The organism is Microvirga sp. 2TAF3 (assembly GCF_052114965.1).
Taxonomy (GTDB): Bacteria; Pseudomonadota; Alphaproteobacteria; order Rhizobiales; family Beijerinckiaceae; genus Microvirga.
The window spans coordinates 127,859-145,503 of the sequence record NZ_JBFRFT010000005.1 but is presented as its reverse complement, the minus strand read 5'-3'; the positions used below and the strand labels follow the sequence as shown (position 1 = coordinate 145,503).

General features: G+C 60.9%; 15 protein-coding genes, 1 tRNA gene and 1 pseudogene. 9 read left to right on the top strand and 8 right to left on the bottom strand.

Translation table 11 applies throughout. From position 1 onward, the window contains the following. Positions 1-99: 99 nt before the first annotated feature. Positions 100-477 carry a HesB/IscA family protein gene (locus AB4Y97_RS07410; protein WP_441998382.1) on the top strand — a complete coding sequence of 126 codons (378 nt, stop codon included), beginning with the start codon at positions 100-102 and terminating at the stop codon, positions 475-477. Positions 478-483: 6 nt separating this feature from the next. Continuing rightward, positions 484-849: a TfoX/Sxy family protein gene (locus tag AB4Y97_RS07405; protein ID WP_441998381.1), complete on the top strand. Its 366-nt coding sequence runs from the start codon at positions 484-486 to the stop codon at positions 847-849. Positions 850-905: 56 nt separating this feature from the next. Here AB4Y97_RS07405 and AB4Y97_RS07400 read toward each other — a convergent pair. Then, positions 906-1,466, bottom strand: a pseudogene (locus AB4Y97_RS07400) (NADPH-dependent FMN reductase). A 119-nt stretch (positions 1,467-1,585) separates the two neighbouring features. After that, on the bottom strand, positions 1,586-3,058 hold the full coding sequence (locus AB4Y97_RS07395; RefSeq protein WP_441998380.1) for a DEAD/DEAH box helicase: 1,473 nt from the start codon (positions 3,056-3,058) through the stop codon (positions 1,586-1,588). Positions 3,059-3,221: 163 nt separating this feature from the next. Here AB4Y97_RS07395 and AB4Y97_RS07390 point away from each other — a divergent pair, with 163 nt between their 5' ends. Together AB4Y97_RS07390 and AB4Y97_RS07385 are read left to right on the top strand one after the other, a co-directional pair. Further along, a complete protein-coding gene (locus AB4Y97_RS07390) occupies positions 3,222-3,926 on the top strand; it encodes an alpha/beta fold hydrolase (RefSeq protein ID WP_441998379.1) in 705 nt (234 codons plus the stop codon). A 302-nt stretch (positions 3,927-4,228) separates the two neighbouring features. Further along, on the top strand, positions 4,229-4,879 hold the full coding sequence (locus tag AB4Y97_RS07385; RefSeq protein WP_441998378.1) for an outer membrane protein: 651 nt from the start codon (positions 4,229-4,231) through the stop codon (positions 4,877-4,879). Between the two features lie 115 nt (positions 4,880-4,994). Here the strand turns inward: AB4Y97_RS07385 and AB4Y97_RS07380 are convergent, their stop codons facing one another. Continuing rightward, on the bottom strand, positions 4,995-5,348 hold the full coding sequence (locus AB4Y97_RS07380; protein ID WP_441998377.1) for a DUF1236 domain-containing protein: 354 nt from the start codon (positions 5,346-5,348) through the stop codon (positions 4,995-4,997). A 230-nt stretch (positions 5,349-5,578) separates the two neighbouring features. Further along, positions 5,579-6,199: a LysE family translocator gene (locus AB4Y97_RS07375; RefSeq protein ID WP_441998376.1), complete on the bottom strand. Its 621-nt coding sequence runs from the start codon at positions 6,197-6,199 to the stop codon at positions 5,579-5,581. Positions 6,200-6,326: 127 nt separating this feature from the next. On the opposite strand from AB4Y97_RS07375, the gene AB4Y97_RS07370 reads away from it, so the two are divergent. Then, entirely contained in the window at positions 6,327-7,028 is a 702-nt protein-coding gene (locus AB4Y97_RS07370) for a helix-turn-helix transcriptional regulator (protein ID WP_441998375.1), read from the top strand. Positions 7,029-7,142: 114 nt separating this feature from the next. Here the strand turns inward: AB4Y97_RS07370 and glnA are convergent, their stop codons facing one another. Beyond that, positions 7,143-8,552 (bottom strand): type I glutamate--ammonia ligase, encoded by a 1,410-nt coding sequence (glnA, locus tag AB4Y97_RS07365; RefSeq protein ID WP_441998374.1) that lies wholly within the window; start codon positions 8,550-8,552, stop codon positions 7,143-7,145. Between the two features lie 67 nt (positions 8,553-8,619). Further along, positions 8,620-8,958: a P-II family nitrogen regulator gene (locus tag AB4Y97_RS07360; protein WP_224310998.1), complete on the bottom strand. Its 339-nt coding sequence runs from the start codon at positions 8,956-8,958 to the stop codon at positions 8,620-8,622. Positions 8,959-9,172: 214 nt separating this feature from the next. Between AB4Y97_RS07360 and AB4Y97_RS07355 the strand changes: the two genes are divergently transcribed. Beyond that, positions 9,173-10,624 (top strand): NAD(P)H-hydrate dehydratase, encoded by a 1,452-nt coding sequence (locus tag AB4Y97_RS07355; RefSeq protein ID WP_441998373.1) that lies wholly within the window; start codon positions 9,173-9,175, stop codon positions 10,622-10,624. Here AB4Y97_RS07355 and AB4Y97_RS07350 read toward each other — a convergent pair. Together AB4Y97_RS07350 and AB4Y97_RS07345 are read right to left on the bottom strand one after the other, a co-directional pair. Continuing rightward, positions 10,617-11,993 carry a multicopper oxidase family protein gene (locus AB4Y97_RS07350; RefSeq protein ID WP_441998372.1) on the bottom strand — a complete coding sequence of 459 codons (1,377 nt, stop codon included), beginning with the start codon at positions 11,991-11,993 and terminating at the stop codon, positions 10,617-10,619. The genes AB4Y97_RS07355 and AB4Y97_RS07350 overlap by 8 nt on opposite strands. A 164-nt stretch (positions 11,994-12,157) precedes the next feature. Further along, positions 12,158-14,107, bottom strand: coding sequence for a calcium-binding protein (locus AB4Y97_RS07345; protein WP_441998371.1), 1,950 nt, complete (start codon positions 14,105-14,107; stop codon positions 12,158-12,160). Positions 14,108-15,113: 1,006 nt separating this feature from the next. On the opposite strand from AB4Y97_RS07345, the gene AB4Y97_RS07340 reads away from it, so the two are divergent. From AB4Y97_RS07340 to AB4Y97_RS07330, 3 genes are all read left to right on the top strand, one after another. After that, positions 15,114-15,198 (top strand) — tRNA-Leu (locus tag AB4Y97_RS07340). Between the two features lie 113 nt (positions 15,199-15,311). Further along, positions 15,312-16,724: a trigger factor gene (gene tig / locus AB4Y97_RS07335; RefSeq protein ID WP_441998370.1), complete on the top strand. Its 1,413-nt coding sequence runs from the start codon at positions 15,312-15,314 to the stop codon at positions 16,722-16,724. 79 nt (positions 16,725-16,803) lie between these two features. Then, positions 16,804-17,436 carry an ATP-dependent Clp protease proteolytic subunit gene (locus AB4Y97_RS07330; protein WP_441998369.1) on the top strand — a complete coding sequence of 211 codons (633 nt, stop codon included), beginning with the start codon at positions 16,804-16,806 and terminating at the stop codon, positions 17,434-17,436. The last annotated feature ends 209 nt before the right edge of the window (positions 17,437-17,645 follow it).

The following is a 17,645-nucleotide window of genomic DNA, read 5'->3' as shown; positions in this document are numbered from 1 at the left end:
GGCCCGATAAATCTCGACGTGGGGCCGTTCATCTCCTATCTTGAGGGGAACGCACTCGTTCTGCCCGGGCCTTGAACCCGGCCGTCAGGAGAGAATTTCATGGCTCTACCCGGATTCAAGGTCGTGACCTTGACCGACGCGGCGGCAAGCCGCGTCAAAGATATCATCGCCAAGGCTGACCGGCCCATTGTGGGCGTGCGCGTCGGTGTCAAGAACGGCGGTTGTGCCGGCATGTCCTACACGATGGAATATGCGGAAAGCGTCTCCCCCCTCGACGAGGTGGTCGAGGACAAGGGGGTCAGGGTTCTGATCGATCCCAAGGCCGTGCTGTTCCTGCTCGGCACGGAGATGGACTTCCAGGCCACCAGGATGTCCTCGCAGTTCGTCTTCAACAATCCGAACCAGATCTCGGCCTGCGGCTGCGGCGAATCGGTGGCGATCACGCCCGCAACGCCCGACGCATTCCAATCGGCTTGATAGTGAATGGACGCGGATACGATTCGGGATGTCTTTCGGAGCGTCGATCTCCTGCGTATCCGGAAAATGTTCGGAGGGCAGGGTATTTATCAGGGAGACTTGATGTTCGCTCTGGAAGCGGGCGGTGAGTTGTATCTGAAGGCGGATGCCGAAACCGTCGAGACCTTCCGCAGCATCAATTCCAGACCCTTCACCTACACGGCCCACAACGGCAGGGCGATGGAGATGAGCTATTGGCTCATGCCGGATGCGTGCCTGGACGATGAGGACGAGGCAGCCCGCTTCGCTTCGCTTGCCGTTCAAGCCGCGCGGCGGGCACAGGCTGCAAAGCCCGCCAAGGCACGCGCGAAGGCGTCGAAGAAAAGCACGTAACCCCTGTCATTCCGGGACGCCGCTGCGCGGCCCCGGAATGATGCCGGTGACGTCGCCTACTTTCTCGGCGCGATTGTCTCGATCCAGGTCGCGAAGGCTTTCAGGAAGTTCGTCAAAAACTCGCGCGTGCCCTCGTTGACCAGCTTGCCGCTCTCGTCGAGGAGCGACGTGACGTGGCCGATATAGGCCTCCGGCTGCTGCATGGCCGGGACGTTGAGAAAAACGAGCGACTGGCGCAGATGGTGATTGGCGCCGAACCCGCCTACCGCGCCGGGCGAGACGCTGACGATGGCGCCCGGCTTGCCGTCCCAGGCGCTCTGGCCATAGGGCCGCGAACCGACATCGATGGCATTCTTGAGGGCGGCGGGAACCGAGCGATTGTATTCCGGCGTGACGAAGAGAACCGCATCGGCGGACGCGATCTGCCGGCGGAGCGAAACCCACGCCTCGGGAGGCTGGGCTTCGTCATCCTAATTGTAGAAAGGCACGTGGCCGATTTCCACGAATGTGAGCTTCAGGCCTTCGGGAGCCAGCTCCGCAAGCGCCTTCGCAACCTTGCGTGTGAAGGATTCCTTGCGAAGGCTTCCGACGAAAACGGCAACCGTGCGTGTGGCCATGACTCATCCCGTCCTGCGGCGTTCAACGATCCCGCAGCACTCGGCTATGAAACTTATCCCACGCCGGAATGCCGGACCTTCAGGGATTCTGTGGCCATGTCAGGCGATGGCAAGCTATCCTATTTAGGTTTCTTGACCGGAACAGGCCGCAGCAGGAAGGCCGGGACGTGATCGCCAAGGCCAACCACGGGCGCCTCGGAATCCTGGTCATGCCGGGATTCATGGCGGGATCGGCCGCGCTGCTCCCTGGCGGGCTGATTGTCGCGGGGCTTTTGCTCCCGGCGCGGGGCTCTCTCCTCACGAGGTGCTCTTTCCTCACGAGGCGCTCTTTCCTCACGCGGAGCTTCGGGCTGCTCGCCGGAGGCCTCGCTCTGAGGGTGGCTGCCCTTGCGGCCCCGTGAACGCTCCGAACCGCCGCGGACCCGGCGTCGGGAAGAGCTGCTGGCCGGGGAGGCGGGTCGTTCGGCCAATGTCTGGCCTTCCCACTCGATCGGCTGGCTGATGAGCTTCTCGATGGCGGCCAGGGACTTCTCGTCGCCGGGGCCGACCAGCGTGAAGGCGGCGCCAGCGCGCCCGGCGCGGCCCGTACGGCCGATGCGGTGCACGTAATCTTCCGCGTGATGGGGAATGTCGTAGTTGAAGACGTGGCTCACAGCCGGAATGTCGAGGCCGCGGGCCGCCACGTCGCTGGCAACCAGGAGGGGGACCTCGCCGCTGCGGAAGCTGTCGAGCGCGGCCATGCGGGCGTGCTGATCCATGTCGCCGTGGAGGGCGGCGACATTGAAGCCGTGCTTCTGCAGGGAGCGGTGGAGAACGGCGACGTCGCGCTTGCGATTACAGAACACGATTGCGTTCTTCAGATCCGTCGCGCCACGGATGAGATCGCGCAGGGTCTCGCGCTTCTCATAATCCTCCCGGCCCGTCGCGATAAGGCGCTGGGTGATCGTAGCCGCTGTGGAAGCCGCGCGGGCGACCTCGACCTTGACCGGATTATGGAGGAAGGCATCCGCCAGCCGCTGGATTTCCGGCGGCATGGTGGCGGAGAAGAACAGGGTCTGCCGGGTGAAGGGCACCAGCTTCACGATCCGCTCGATATCGGGAATGAATCCCATGTCGAGCATCCGGTCGGCCTCGTCGATGACGAGCAGTTCGACGCCGGTCAGGAGAAGCTTGCCTCGCTCGAAATGGTCGAGCAGGCGGCCTGGAGTCGCGATCAGGACATCGACGCCGCGGGTGATCTTGGCGTCCTGGTCGCCGAACGAGACGCCGCCGATGAGAAGGGCGACCGACAGCTTGTGATTGATGCCATACTTGTCGAAATTCTCTTCGACCTGCGCGGCGAGTTCCCGGGTCGGTTCGAGAATCAGGGTACGTGGCATCCGCGCCCGGGCCCGGCCGGTTTCCAGCATCGTCAGCATGGGCAGCGTGAAAGCGGCGGTCTTGCCCGTGCCGGTCTGGGCAATGCCGAGCACATCGCGTCGCGCGAGCACGTGTGGAATGGCCTGCGCCTGGATCGGCGTCGGCTCCGTGTAGCCGGAAGCGGCAACAGCCTGTTGAACTTTCTCGCTAAGTCCGAGTTCGGCGAACGACATGAGTTGAATAACCGTTGAGAGCTGAACGCGCTTTCAGTGCCGGCCGCTCTATACGGCAACAAACGGGCGCAAGACTGGTTTCACCTGAGATGTTTTGCTCAAGTAATGGTGAGGCGGGACCATAGGACAAGCTATGGGCTTGTCAATCCAAGGAAAAGGCGCAATGGCCGAGACACTCGTATTGATTCCAGGGTTAGCCAATACATCCCGGCTCTTTGAAGCGCAAATCGCGGGCCTGTCGTCAGCCCGGGCCGTCATGGTCGCGGACCATACGCGAGATGATTCGATACAAGGGATCGCCGCCCGTCTTCTGGCCGATGCTCCGGAGCGCTTTGCCCTCGCCGGGCTCTCCATGGGCGGCTATGTCGCCATGGAAGTCATGCGTCAGGCGCCGGAACGCGTCGAGAGACTTGCCCTTCTCGATACCTCCGCCCGCCCGGACAGCGATGAGGCGCGGGAGGATCGCAAGCGCATGATCGCGCTGGCCGAGACGGGGCACTTCAAGGATATCATTGCGCGGCTATGGCCCCGTCTCGTCGCTCCCGAGCGGCAGGCGGACGAAGAATTGAAGGAGATCGTCACCGGCATGATGCAGGAGATCGGGGCCGGGGCCTATATCCGCCAGCAGCGCGCGATCATGGGGCGTCCGGATTCCCGCTCCATGCTGCCGAGCATCGAGATCCCGACGCTTATTCTTGTGGGGGAGGCCGATGCCATCACTCCGCCCGACGTGGCGCGGGAGATGGCCGAGATGATCGAATGGGCTTCCCTGACCGTCGTGCCCGGATCGGGGCATCTTTCGAGTCTGGAGCAGCCGGAGAAGGTCACGCAGGCGCTCCGAATGTGGCTGGAGCATTCGGGGCGATGAAGTCTGCCATTGTCTTCCACAATCGATGGCTGGATATGCTCAACCGATCGTTACTGCGTGCAACGTATCCCGAACGGCCTCTCAAAATTCAGCTAATTCTTTGGAATTGCATTGTTATCTCCACGCGACGGTGATCGCGCAGGCCGAGCTTTTGATCCATCGGGCGGCTCATAAGACGTTGCTGGTGTCGCGATTGACACCAGGAGAGGCGCCATGGCCTTGTTGTTGCAATAATGTGACAGACGTTCCGGTCGATGCAAGGTAATAGCGTGGCCGTGTTCCTCGACTAACGGATCAATTCCATGAAAAAAATTCTCCTCTCCTCCGTTGCCATCCTCGGCTTCACCGCTAGCGCCATGGCTGCCGATCTTCCCTCGCGCCGCCATCCCGCCCCGGTCGTCGCCGCTGTTCCGGTCTTCACCTGGACGGGTTTCTACGCTGGTGTGAACGCCGGCTATGGCTGGAGCACGAATAACGATACCGTGTTCGTCCCGGGTGTCGGCCTCGTTGGCAATGGCAATGACGGCGGCTTCGTCGGCGGCGCTCAGTTGGGCTACAACTACCAGATGGGCATGTTCGTTGTCGGCGCTGAAGCCGACATCCAGTACGCCGATCTTGGCCGCAACAACAACAACGGCCTCGGCTTCAACAACAGCTCGGACGACTGGTTCGGCACGGTTCGCGCGCGCGCTGGCGTCGCTTTCGACCGCGCGCTCGTCTATGCCACCGGCGGCTTCGCTTACGGCGATGCGAACACTGGCTGGACCGTTGGCGGTGGCGTCGAATACGCCTTCACGGACAACCTAACCGCTAAGGTCGAAGGTCTGTACGTCAATCTCAATCGCGGCAACGACCACTTTGTGGTCGGTCTGCCGGTTGGCGTCGCCGGCAACAAGAACAATGAGTTCGGCGTGGTTCGAGCCGGCCTGAACTACAAGTTCTCGACCTACTAAGATCGGCCGCATACGCGACAGAGAAGGCCCGGTGGTTCCACCGGGCCTTTTCGCTTGAAACGGCCATACGAATAAAGCCCTTTCAAGCTAGGGCAAGGTTTGTGAAACGTTCGCCCTATTCGACAATCGTCACGACTTTTCGGGTTTTCGGGTCGACCAGGACGACCTCGTCATTATACCGGAAATACTGATACCCCTTCACAGTCGGAACCTCTGTCACGATGGTGTCCGGGACGGGTTGAAGAGTGACGGTCTCCGGCACCGTCCAGCCCACAGTCACTTTCTCTTTCACAGTGACCGGCTTGGCCGTGCTCAGCTGCTGATGAATGATGGTGCGCTTTTCAGGTGCGATCGTGATCGACCCCGTCGTGGACGGGGATACCGTCGTCGTCACCGAGGTTTGAGCGCTCGCGGGAACGACAGCAAGTAATCCAACCGTGGCCGCAGCGGCAATCATCACAGATTTCATTGTCGAGTTCCTCTCATTATCGGGAATACCAACCCAAACACGTCAGATCGACTAACGGGACAATCCGTAGACCGTTCCAGCTTTGCTGTGACATTTGTCAGAATCTGAGGATCTAGATCCTGATATCTCGACATAAATTCCCGACGTAAAAAGCCAGGACTGCGAGCTTCATCGACAGCTGTATCCGCCGGGGCCATCGCAGCGCTCCCATCACAAGCTTTCCCGCGATTTCACCGGATGACGGTCAGTGCGGCGACGATGATGAAGACAAGCCCGGCACCGCGCCCGATGAGCACGGTGGCGCGCGGCTTGGACATTAGGAATTCCCGGCTCCGGCCCGCGGCGAGGGCAAGGCCGCCATAGATGCCGAATTGCATCAGTATCGTCAGCGCGCCCATCGTCAGGGCCTGCATCCAGATCGCGCCATATTGCGGCAGCATGAATTGCGGATAGACGGCGAGCACGAAGAGATAGGCCTTGGGATTGAGAAGGCAGGTCACGGTTCCCTGCCGAAAGGCGACCCAGAGCGAGCGAGTCTTCGCCGCGCCGACTGCATCCACGGTAATGGAACTGCGCAGGAGCGTGATCCCGATCCACGCCATGTAGGCAGCGCCGGTAAAAAGCAGCACTGTGAAGACGGAAGGGGCGAGCCTCGACAGGAGGCCGACGCCGATGGCGCCGAACGCCGTGTGGGCCGCGCCTCCGATCATGATACCGCCCGTCGCGGCCAGTCCCGCCCTCCGACCGCCGGTCAGCGAATTGGCGATGACGAACAGCATGTCCATCCCCGGAACGATGATGATGCCGAAGAGAAGAATCGCGAAGAGCCAAAGATTTTCGGTATAGGTCATGTCAGTTGCCCATTAGGATCAGCGCCAGGAATCGGATATAAACCGTTCCTGTTCAATTGGATAAGCGGGTAGGGAAGTATTGCTAACTGACAGCGTTGTGTCAGTTGCGACACAAGAGGTTCCGGATATGCGCAAGGCCTCGCGTCTTTTCGAGATCATCCAGATTCTCCGAATCGCGGATGCTCCCGTGACTGCCGCGCGAATGGCCCAGAGTCTGAACGTCACGGCTCGCTCGATCTATCGCGACATCGCCGCTCTCCAGGCCATGCGGGTTCCGATTCAGGGTGGGCGAGGTATCGGCTACCGGCTGCGGTCCGGATTCGATCTACCCCCGCTCATGTTCTCCATCGAGGAGACAGAGGCCATTGTCCTCGCCCTCGCCCTTCTGGAGCGAACGGGCGATGTCGCCCTCAAGGAGGCCGCGAAGCATGTCAACCAGAAGATCGCCGCGGCGATGCCGCCGCCCTTGCGGCAGGTATTCGGCACCAAGGCCCTTTACGCCTGGGGCACGGTTGCGCCGCCTCCGGATCGGATCGATCTCGCGATGGTCAGGGCTGCCATTCGCGACGAACGGAAAATCGAAATCTATTATCGGGATGAGCAGGGTCGCACGACGCAACGGACGATCCGCCCGATTGCACTCATCTATTATTCGGAGACAGCGAATATCGTCGCCTGGTGCGAGCTGCGTGAGGCCCTGCGTAATTTCCGCGCGGACCGGGTGGATTCCGGCAGCCTGACGGACGCCTTTTTCAAAGGCGAGGGTGACGTGCTCAGAAGCCGTTGGGTTGCGGGATGGAAGTCTAACCAGAGCGAGCCATCCGCATGATTCGATTCGAGGCGATGCTCATCGAGGGCGTTCAAATAGAAAAAGCCGGAGCCCGAAGGCCCCGGCGGAAGAAGGCTGCATATCCGCAGCCGGGAGGAAAGCTCCTCTGCCTGCTCAGCAGGAATAGTACATCTGGAACTCGACCGGATGCGGGGTCATCTCGAAACGGGCGACCTCGGCCATCTTCAGCTCGATGAAGCTGTCGATGAAGTCGTCGCTGAAGACGCCGCCGGCCTTGAGGAAGGCGCGGTCCTTGTCGAGGCTCGCGAGCGCTTCGCGCAGCGAGCCGCAAACGGTCGGGATCTTCTTCAGTTCGCGCGGCGGCAGGTCATAGAGGTCCTTGTCCATGGCCTGTCCGGGATCGATCTTGTTCACGATACCGTCGAGGCCCGCCATCAGCAGCGCGGCGAAGGCGAGGTAGGGGTTCGCGGTCGGATCGGGGAAGCGGATCTCGACGCGCTTCGCCTTCGGCGAGGTCGTCCACGGAATACGGCAGGAGGCCGAGCGATTGCGGGCCGAGTAGGCCAGCAGCACCGGTGCCTCATAGCCCGGGACGAGACGCTTGTAGGAGTTCGTCGACGGGTTGGTGAAGGCATTCAGCGCCTTGGCATGCTTGATGATGCCGCCGATGTACCAGAGGCATTCCTGGCTGAGATCGGCATATTTGTTGCCTGCGAAGACCGGCTTGCCGCCCTTCCAGATCGACTGGTGCACGTGCATGCCCGAGCCGTTGTCGCCATAGACTGGCTTCGGCATGAAGGTCGCGGACTTTCCATAGGACTGGGCGACGTTGTGGATGCAGTACTTATAGATCTGCATCTGGTCGCCCATGTGCACGAGCGTGTCGAACTTCACGCCGAGCTCGTGCTGGGCCGAGGCGACCTCGTGGTGGTGCTTCTCGACCTTCACGCCCATGGAGGCCATGGCAGCAAGCATCTCGCTGCGCATGTCCTGGGCCGAATCGAGCGGCGGGACCGGGAAATAGCCGCCCTTCATCGGGATGCGGTGGCCGAGATTGCCGCCTTCGTAATCCGTGTCGCCGTTGGTCGGCAGTTCGGAGGCGTCGAGCTTGAAGCCGGTGTTATAGGGATCGGCCATGAACTTCACGTCGTCGAATACGAAGAACTCGGCTTCCGGACCGACATAGATCGTGTCGCCGATGCCGGTCGACTTCAGGTAGGCTTCGGCCTTCTTGGCGATGCCGCGCGGGTCGCGGTTATAGGGCTCGCCCGTCGCCGGCTCGAGGATGTCGCAGACGATGGAGAGGGTCGAGGCCGAGAAGAAGGGGTCGAAATTGGCGGTCGCCGGATCGGGCATGAGGGTCATGTCGGATTCGTTGATCGCCTTCCAGCCGGCGATTGACGAGCCGTCGAACATGACGCCGTCGGCGAACAGTTCCTCGTCGACGATCGAAACGTCGAAGGTCACGTGCTGCCACTTGCCCTGCGGATCGGTGAAGCGAAAATCGACATACTTGATGTCGTTGTCTTTGATCGCCTTGAGCACATCCTTGGCGGTCTGCATGATCGTCTAGTCCTCTTCTGCCCTTATTGACTGTTCACGGCTTCCGACCGTGGCTTGGAAAGCGAGATCAGATCGCGTCGGATCCGGTTTCGCCTGTTCTGATGCGGACGGCCTCTTCCACCGTCGACACGAAAATCTTGCCGTCGCCGATCCGGCCCGTCTGGGCTGCCTTGCGGATCGCCTCGATGGCGTTCTCGACCATATCGTCGGCCAGCACGATCTCGAGTTTCACCTTGGGGAGGAAATCGACCACGTATTCGGCGCCGCGATAGAGCTCGGTATGGCCCTTCTGGCGTCCAAAACCCTTGGCCTCGATGACCGTGATGCCTTGAAGGCCGACTTCCTGAAGGGCTTCTTTGACTTCATCGAGCTTGAAAGGCTTGATGATGGCTTCGATCTTTTTCATCGGAGGACCGCTTCAGTTCGAGGTTTTGCCGCTTTTAACACCAGCCGGAAGGCCATTCCATGGCCGCATCTTTTCAAGGTTGGCAGTTTTGCTGTCACGGGAGGCAGTTTGTGATTAAAGTTTGTGCAACTGCATCTTCGGTCATCTCCCTGGTCCAAACCTGCGCCATTTCCCTGTCATGACACGTCCCGAGCCCCTTCTGACCGCGCGAGAAATGAGGCAGGCCGATGCCGCGACCATCGCGGCGGGTATGCCTGGGATCGAGTTGATGAGGCGCGCGGGGCGCGCCGTCGCGGACGTGGCGGGGCGGATGGTCCCCACGGGCGCCCGCATTGTCGTGGCGGCTGGGCCGGGCAACAATGGCGGGGACGGGTTCGTGGCCGCAAGCATCCTCGCGAAGCGTGGCTACCGCGTCTCCATCTCGCTTCTTGGAGGGCGCGACCGATTAAAGGGCGACGCGGCCCAGGCTGCGGCGCAGTGGGGCGGCGATGTGGGCGTTGCCGAAGATGCTCCGTTTCAGCAGGCGGATCTGATCGTCGATGCCCTATTCGGTACGGGGCTTGCCCGGGACCTCGAAGGAGCCGCCCGGTTGACGGTCGAGCGGATGAACATGTCGGGCAAGCCGGCTTTGGCGGTCGATCTGCCGTCCGGTATCGACAGCGACACGGGCGAGGTGAGGGGAATCGCGGTGAAAGCGGTTCGCACGATCACCTTCGCGGCGCGAAAGCCCGGGCACCTGCTCCTGCCCGGATGGGGATATGGCGGGTCCGTCGAGGTCGCGGATATCGGGATCGCTGAGGAAACCATCGTCGGGACGGGGGCGAGGACTTTCGCCAATGCTCCCGCCCTCTGGATCGGCGATCTGCCGAAACCGGGACCCAGCTCCCACAAATATGAGCGCGGCCATACCCTCGTTGCCTCGGGAGGGGCTACGCGAACGGGCGCGGCACGGCTCGCCGCCCGCGCTGCGCTCAGGATCGGGTCCGGACTCGTCACGGTCGCATCGCCGCCGGAGGCGATCGGGGTCAATGCTGCGCACCTCACCGCGATCATGCTGCGGGGATGCGATGGCCCGGAGGGGCTTTACACGATTCTGAAGGACGAACGCTTCAATGCCCTTGTGCTGGGGCCTGCGCTGGGTGTGCATGCGGGCACCCGCGCCATGGTCGCCGTCGCCGTCCATGCGCGGCGAAACCTTTTGCTGGATGCGGATGCGCTGACCTCTTTCGAAGGACTGGCCTCGGAGCTGCACCAGGTGTTCCATGCCTCGCCGACCGTGCTTACGCCCCATGAGGGCGAATTCAGCCGATTGTTCAAAGGGCACCCGGATCTCCTTGATCCGCCTTCCAAACTCGAACGGGCGAGACGTGCGGCGGCCTATACGGGTGCTGTCGTCGTGCTGAAAGGAATGGATACGGTCATCGCCGCTCCGGATGGGCGGGCTGCGATCAACGAGAACGGCACGCCTTATCTGGCGACGGCGGGCTCGGGGGACACTTTGTGCGGCATCATTGCAGGATTGATGGCGCAGAAAGTCCCTGCCTTCGAGGCCGCCTGCGCCGGAGTCTGGATCCATGCCGAGGCGGGAGCGAGCTTTGGCCCTGGCCTCATCTCCGAGGATCTGGCGGACCTCCTGCCGGGCGTGCTCCGGGGATTGTTCAGCTGACCTCGATCCAGGTCCATAGTCCCGCATCGAACCGCTCCATCACGGTCGAGGCCAGAAGCCATTTGCCCGGATTGTCGGCAATGAAGGCGATGCGAGACGTCCGATTTTCCGGGATTTGCAACGTATCGAGAAAATACGGCTCCCACCCGTCATCGAGGGCGTGAAGCAGGCGAAAGGCATGCCCGTGCAGATGTATCGGCTGAACGAAAGACGTTTGGTTGGTCAGGGCCAGCACGACCGGCGTACCGCGTTTGACCTTGACGAGAGGAGCGCTTGCGGGATCGCCTGCGGCCCCGTTGATCGTCCAGGGGGCGCCGGAAAATTCCGGCGCATGTTTGATGATGGCGTCCTTACGTGTGGCTTTCTGCAGTTCTATCGCGATAGGCAGCTTGTCGTTGAGCGGCAACGGAGCGATGGCGGGCCGGGCCGGGCGCGGTTCACCGGCCGTTACAAGTTCGACGAGGGCGATGCCGTCGCCGATCAGCGCCGTGAGAGTGCCCCTTGCCCCGACATCGGCGGGGAGATCGACCAGAATATCGTAGCGGGTGCCGGGAGCGAAGGGCAGGGAAGCCCTCAGAGGCTCGAATGTGCCTGTCGGCTGCCCGTCCACGGCAATGACGGAAGGCCTGAGCCCGTCAAAACGCAGGCGCATGGCTCTTGCGTTGCAGGCATTGGCGAGCCTCAACCGCAGGCGGCTGCCGGGAGCCGCTTCGATCCGCTGCGGCACGGATTTTCCATTGACGCTGAGCCAGTTGCCGAGCCGCCCGACCGGGCTTTCCCTTGTAGCGGGCTCGAAGGGCGCAAGACTGCCATTGTCGTCCAGGCGCCAGTCGTCGATCAGAAGAGCGAGATCCAGATCGACCGGCGGAGGGTTCCGCTCTTCGACGACGAGGAGCGCCGAAAGGCCGCGCCCCAGCGGCTCCGCGCTGCCGCCGAGAACGCAGGGGCGGATCAGGAAGGTGCCGGCGTCTGGTGGGGTGAAGACATAGGTGAAGCTCTCGCCAGGGGCGATGGGCTTCTGCGTCAAGCCGCCAACGCCATCCATGGCATTGAGGCCTCGAACGCCTTGGAAGTGCAGGGACAGGGGGAGGGAGGTCTCATTCTTGAAGAGAAAGCGCGCTTCCGACCCCTGCTTGACTTGAAGAGCCTCACCGAGCCTGCCGTTGAAGGCCCAGATATCGGCCTCCCTGGCTGCGTCCGGACGCAGCATTTTGGGAGATGGGCGGGCCGTCAGGGGGAGAAGCAGCCCGTTTCCGAACTTTGGTTCGAGCGCGTCGGGAGACGTCTTTGCGTTTTGAGCCCATCCTGGCCGACACAGCCCCATCAGGGTGACGGTAAGGCCTGCGCTGGCGGTACGGCGAGTGATCATCGGGGCGGCATGTCCTGAAAGGGAAGGCGGTCTAGCCCCTTAGATAGACGACATCCTCGTCCTGACCATGTTCCCGGCGGCAAAACGGCTCCCGCATTTTCATGCGGGAGCCGCTCGGGATTCTCAGAGGATAAGGGGAGTGCGGCTTGTCCGCTTCCCCGATCTTACAGGTGCCATTCCCAGTTTCCGTTGACGATGCCGCCCTTGAGCTTGTCGGCGGTGACGCCCTCGATGGTGATGTAGCGCCCGTCGGTGGTGGCGATGACGGTGTTCGTGCCCACCGTGTACGGCTTGTTGTTGCCCGGCATCCCGAACATACCCGATGTCGACGCCGTCACCCCCGACAAGCGAATGACGTCGCCGTAGCCGAAGTCCTTGATCACGTCCTGGCCGCCATTGGCATCGAACGCGAACAGGTCATTGCCAGCGCCGCCATAGAGCGTGTCGTTGCCGGCCCCGCCATTCAGCGCGTCGTTGCCGTCTTCGCCCCAGAGCACGTCATTGCCGGTCTCGCCGTAGAGGGTGTCGTTGCCCGCGCCGCCCCACATGCTGTCCTGGTCGGTGCCGCCGAACATCAGGTCGTCGCCGTTGCCGGCCTGCATGAAGTCGTTGCCGCCATCGCCCGCGAGGAAGTCGTTGCCATCCTCGCCGTAGAGCGTGTCGTTGCCGGCCCCGCCCCACAATGTGTCGTGATCGGTGCCGCCGAACATCGTGTCGTCACCGTTGCCGCCGTTCAGCGAGTCGTTGCCCTGGTCGCCCGCGACGAAGTCGTTGCCGTCCTCGCCGGCGAGGGTGTCGTTGCCCATGCCGCCCCACAGCGTGTCCTGGTCGGTGCCGCCGAACATCAGGTCATCGCCATTGCCGCCGTGCAGATAATCGTTGCCGCTATCGCCGGCGAGGAAGTCGTTGCCGTCCTCGCCGGAGAGGCTGTCATTACCCGCCCCGCCCCACAGCGTGTCGTGATCGGTGCCGCCGAACATCGTGTCATCGCCGGTACCGCCGTTCAGATAATCGTTGCCGCTATCGCCGGCGAGGAAGTCGTTGCCGCCGTCGCCGGAGAGGGTGTCGTTGCCCGCCCCGCCCCACAGCGTGTCGTGATCGGTGCCGCCATTCATCATGTCGTCACCGTTGCCGCCGTTGAGGTAATCGTTGCCGGCATCCCCTCCAAGGAAATCGTTGCCGTCCTCGCCATAGAGGCGGTCATGGTCCGCGCCGCCCCTGAGGGTGTCATGGCCAGTGCCGCCGAAGAGCGTGTCGTTGCCGTCCAGACCCCGCAGCTGATCGTTGTCGCTGTCGCCGGCGAGGAAATCGTCGCCGCGGCCACCTACAAGATTGTCGTTGCCGGCGCCGCCCCAAAGAGTGTCGTTGCCGTCCCCGCCATCAAGCGTATCGTTGCCATTCTCGCCAACCAGCACATCGTTACCGGTGAAGCCCATAGCAAAATCATCGCCTTCGCCTGCATAAACGATGTCGTTGTCTTCGCCAGCATCAATGACGTCATTACCAGCTCCACCAAGGAGCGTGTCGTTGCCGAAGCGGCCAAAGATCTTGTCGTTGCCGTCGCCGCCGTCGAAGGAGTCGTTGCCATAGACATGCGTGCCGGCAACGGAACCTATAACAGCATCATCGATGAAGTCGTCTCCGGCGCCGCCATAGATGGTGTCGTCGCCTTGGGCTCCAAAGAGCTTGTCATGACCGTTCCCGCCATCAAGGAAGTCATTGCCATCTCCGCCAACGAGCTGATCACCGTCATCATACCCGTAGATGGTATCGTTGCCAGCGCCAGCATAGAACATATCGATTCCAGCATTGCCCTGAAGGTATTTGTTGCCGAGATTATCTGTAACCATCATATGGATGGATTTCTGAATTCCCCCCGCATTCATCGAGCTTGTGACATCGACTGAATTCCGCTTAACGGTTCCGCCGTTGTCCTCCCATCCGGGCCAGTGATCGTCCGCAATGGTTGGGATGCCAAATCGATCAACGTAGACACCGCCATTCAGACCATTCGGATATCGTGCTGTCCCATAGACGCTCCACTCATACTGACGTACCCATGAATCGATCATTCCGCCTTCGCCATGAACAGCGTTCCAGCGATATGTATTCATATCTTGTTGGGTCTTGGGGCCAAATAGTTGATCAAAATCATCGCTATATTGGTTTACTCTGATCGTTCCCCTATCATACGCTTCTGTAGTTTGGGTGAGTGCGTTGTAGTTTACTACTTTTTCAGTAATCGTTCCGTCTGAATTCTTAACAAAATTGTGGGTTGACTGAAAATTTAGTTTCCCAGTGGAGTCATAGGCGCTATAGACTTTTGTGCCATTGGGGTTAAGAGTTACAACGTCTTTGCTTCCGTCAGCGTGCGTTGTTTCTTTCCTTACGCACGTTCCCTCTGACGTTACTGTCGTGGTTGTTACAACCGTACTTTCACTATAACCGGCGCCCGTAACTGCATTGCCCTGTACGGAGCCGCCGTAATCGATCTCATTGCCACTGAAAAAAAGATCCGACTCTGATTGAAGGGTGGGCGTCCCGGGCGAGTTATGTATGGCGGCTACGAGAGCGCCATAATAATCGGTGTGTTGCTCTAGAGGATTAGAATTATCGGCCACAGCGTTCTCCATTCCAGCATGGCACCGAGTGCATGGCCCGGGCCTGGTGCGCCATGATCAAATCTCTGGCGTATATGACTTTGCTTCAGATGGATTCCCGATAAAGGGCCAACTTCCTACTCTGTAATCAGAGAGGGGTCACAGCTAAACCGCTAGTTCAGAAGTTCTAGGCAATTATTTCTGATGGTATTACCATAGGTAAACTACCACTTTTGATATCAATTCGATTTATTTGTCATTTTTATAGCTACATATAAGCGTGTGCCTTGCTCGAATACATTTGCGCCAGCTTGATGGATTGGGCGAGGCGGGAGGATGGGTATTTACATAAGATGACCCACCAGCTTGAGCAGGGTGTTCAGACGTGCCTAAACTTTGAGTAGGGTCGAAGAACTCCAGCCTCTCCAACCCTCGACGAACTTTTTTGATGCACGCTGCGCCAAGCGTGCTATAGAGCCCCGTCCCGGACGAGGGGCGCGTGCACCGCGCCGCCTCCCGCGCGGGCGTGGCGGAATTGGTAGACGCACTGGATTTAGGTTCCAGCGGCGAAAGTCGTGGGGGTTCGAGTCCCTCCGCCCGCACCAATCCCGTCAGGGTTGGTATCCGGACGGCTCTCGTGGCCTGGTTGACGGCGCTGCGCCGCATCGGCCGGAGCCTGGGACGAAGATTTTTTCGAGTAAGCGAAGGCGATAAAACCATGCAGGTGACGGAAACTCTGTCCCAAGGCTTGAAGCGAGAATTCAAGGTCGTGCTCCCTGCCAACGAGCTGGAGCAGCGTCTCAACGACGAGCTGTCGACCCTCAAGGACCGGGTGAAAATCAATGGTTTCCGCCCGGGCAAGGTGCCGGTCGGGCATCTGCGCAGGGTCTATGGCCGTTCCGTGATGGCGGATGTCGTCCAGAACGCGGTCAACGAGGCGAATCGCAGGATCGTCGAGGACAACAGCCTGAAGCTTGCCCATGAGCCGCAGGTCCAGTTTCCGGAAAGCCAGGAAGAGATCGAGAAGGCCATGGACGCCAAGGGCGATCTCGCCTTCACGGTGGCTCTCGAAGTCCTGCCGGCCTTCGAGCTGGCCGATTTGTCCGACGTGACGGTCAAGAAGCCGGTCGCCGAGGTCTCCGACAGCGAGATCAACGAATCGCTCGAGCGGATGGCGAAGCAGAACCTCTCCTTCGAGCCGAAGAAGGGCAAGGCCGCCGAGGGCGACCGGGTCAATGTCGATTTCGTCGGCCGCATCGACGGCACGGAATTCGAGGGCGGCAACGGCACGGACATCCGGGTCGAGCTGGGCTCCAACACCTTCATTCCGGGCTTCGAGGACCAGCTCGTCGGCACCAAGGCCGGTGATACCAAGCTCGTGAAGGTCACCTTTCCGGCCAATTATCTGGCGGCCCATCTCGCCGGCAAGGATGCCGAGTTCGACGTGACCGTGAAGGAAGTCGAGGCTCCGGGCGAGCTGAAGATCGATGACGAGCTCGCCAAGGGCTTCGGCATGGAGTCCCTCGACAAGCTGAAGGACGCCATCCGCGGCGCCATTCAGCGCGATTTCGACGCCCAGTCCCGTCGCAAGGTCAAGAAGGACCTCCTCGATTCCCTGGATGCCAAGTACAGCTTCGAGTTGCCCGAGAGCCTCGTCGAGCAGGAATTTGCTGCCGTGTGGTCGCAGGTCGAAGGCGACATGAAGACCAACAACCGCACCTTCGCGGACGAGGATACGACCGAGGAAGAGGCTCGCGCCGAATACCGCAGGATCGCGGAGCGTCGCGTGCGGCTCGGCTTGGTGCTTGCACAGATCGGTGAGAAGTCCGATATCAAGATCTCCGACGACGAGGTCACCCAGGCTCTCGTCGAGCGGGTCCGCCAGTATCCGGGCCAAGAGAAGCAGGTTTGGGACTTCTACCGTAAGAACCCGCAGGCTCTGGCCGAAATCCGGGCGCCGCTTTTCGAGGAAAAGGTTGTCGACCAGATCCTGTCTCAGGTGAAGGTGGTTGACGAGACCGTTTCCAAGGAAGCGCTTTTCGGCGACGACGAGGGCGAGGAGGCTGCCTCCGAATCCAAGGCCAAGTCGACGAAGGCGAAGGGCGCCAAGAAATCCAGCAAGGGCGAGTAGCGCACTTTTTCGCGTCTCGCCGCTTGCATCATCTTAACGGCCGCGCGTCCGCGCGGCCGGACTTTGGAGCAGTGAGACGATGAGAGATCCGGTTGCGTTGTTTAACAACACGCTCGTTCCGATGGTGGTCGAGCAGTCGAATCGTGGTGAGCGCGCATTCGACATCTATTCGCGCCTTCTGCGCGAGCGGATTGTCTTCCTCACCGGACCTGTCGAAGATTACTCGGCCTCGCTGATCGTGGCACAGCTTCTGTTCCTCGAGGCCGAGAATCCCAAGAAGGAAATTTCCTTCTATATCAACTCGCCCGGCGGCGTCGTGACCTCGGGCCTGTCGATTTATGATACGATGCAGTTCATCCGCTGCCCCGTTTCGACGCTCTGCGTCGGCCAAGCGGCCTCGATGGGCTCCCTGCTCCTCGCCGCGGGCGCGGACGGACACCGTTTTGCCCTGTCCAATGCCCGAATCATGGTTCACCAGCCCTCCGGCGGTTACCAGGGGCAGGTGACGGACATCATGATCCATGCCCGCGAAAGCGAGGCCCTGAAGCGTCGCCTCAATGAAATCTACGTGAAGCACACGGGCCGGGACATCGCTGCCGTCGAGCAGGCCCTGGAACGTGATAACTTCATGACGGCGGATGCCGCGCAGGAGTTCGGTATTATCGACCAGGTCCTGATGAAGCGTCCCGAGCCGACCGCGCCTCAGACCTGATTCCTAATTTCTGGGGACAAATTCCGCGTCGGTGCGTCTTTTTAGCGTACTGCTGCGTTCCTATTGATCGGGCACGCTTCGCGTGTTTGCATGCGGATTCGGGACGCAAGGAAAATTGAGGCTCGAACTTTTAAGCGCCGGAACCTTTCGTTAGCTCCGGCGCTCCTAAACTTAAAAGATACTGGGTCGGCCTATCGTCCCGGTATCGA

Excerpts from the sequence above, each read along its gene's own strand:
- AB4Y97_RS07330 (WP_441998369.1), top strand. The coding sequence starts at position 16,804 with ATGAGAGATCCGGTTGCGTTGTTTAACAACACGCTCGTTCCGATGGTG.
- tig (WP_441998370.1), top strand. The coding sequence starts at position 15,312 with ATGCAGGTGACGGAAACTCTGTCCCAAGGCTTGAAGCGAGAATTCAAG.
- AB4Y97_RS07390 (WP_441998379.1), top strand. The coding sequence starts at position 3,222 with ATGGCCGAGACACTCGTATTGATTCCAGGGTTAGCCAATACATCCCGG.
- AB4Y97_RS07360 (WP_224310998.1), bottom strand. The coding sequence starts at position 8,958 with ATGAAAAAGATCGAAGCCATCATCAAGCCTTTCAAGCTCGATGAAGTC.
- AB4Y97_RS07370 (WP_441998375.1), top strand. The coding sequence starts at position 6,327 with ATGCGCAAGGCCTCGCGTCTTTTCGAGATCATCCAGATTCTCCGAATC.
- AB4Y97_RS07405 (WP_441998381.1), top strand. The coding sequence starts at position 484 with ATGGACGCGGATACGATTCGGGATGTCTTTCGGAGCGTCGATCTCCTG.
- AB4Y97_RS07410 (WP_441998382.1), top strand. The coding sequence starts at position 100 with ATGGCTCTACCCGGATTCAAGGTCGTGACCTTGACCGACGCGGCGGCA.
- AB4Y97_RS07385 (WP_441998378.1), top strand. The coding sequence starts at position 4,229 with ATGAAAAAAATTCTCCTCTCCTCCGTTGCCATCCTCGGCTTCACCGCT.
- AB4Y97_RS07380 (WP_441998377.1), bottom strand. The coding sequence starts at position 5,348 with ATGAAATCTGTGATGATTGCCGCTGCGGCCACGGTTGGATTACTTGCT.
- AB4Y97_RS07375 (WP_441998376.1), bottom strand. The coding sequence starts at position 6,199 with ATGACCTATACCGAAAATCTTTGGCTCTTCGCGATTCTTCTCTTCGGC.
- glnA (WP_441998374.1), bottom strand. The coding sequence starts at position 8,552 with ATGCAGACCGCCAAGGATGTGCTCAAGGCGATCAAAGACAACGACATC.
- AB4Y97_RS07345 (WP_441998371.1), bottom strand. The coding sequence starts at position 14,107 with ATGAATACATATCGCTGGAACGCTGTTCATGGCGAAGGCGGAATGATC.
- AB4Y97_RS07355 (WP_441998373.1), top strand. The coding sequence starts at position 9,173 with ATGAGGCAGGCCGATGCCGCGACCATCGCGGCGGGTATGCCTGGGATC.
- AB4Y97_RS07395 (WP_441998380.1), bottom strand. The coding sequence starts at position 3,058 with ATGTCGTTCGCCGAACTCGGACTTAGCGAGAAAGTTCAACAGGCTGTT.
- AB4Y97_RS07350 (WP_441998372.1), bottom strand. The coding sequence starts at position 11,993 with ATGATCACTCGCCGTACCGCCAGCGCAGGCCTTACCGTCACCCTGATG.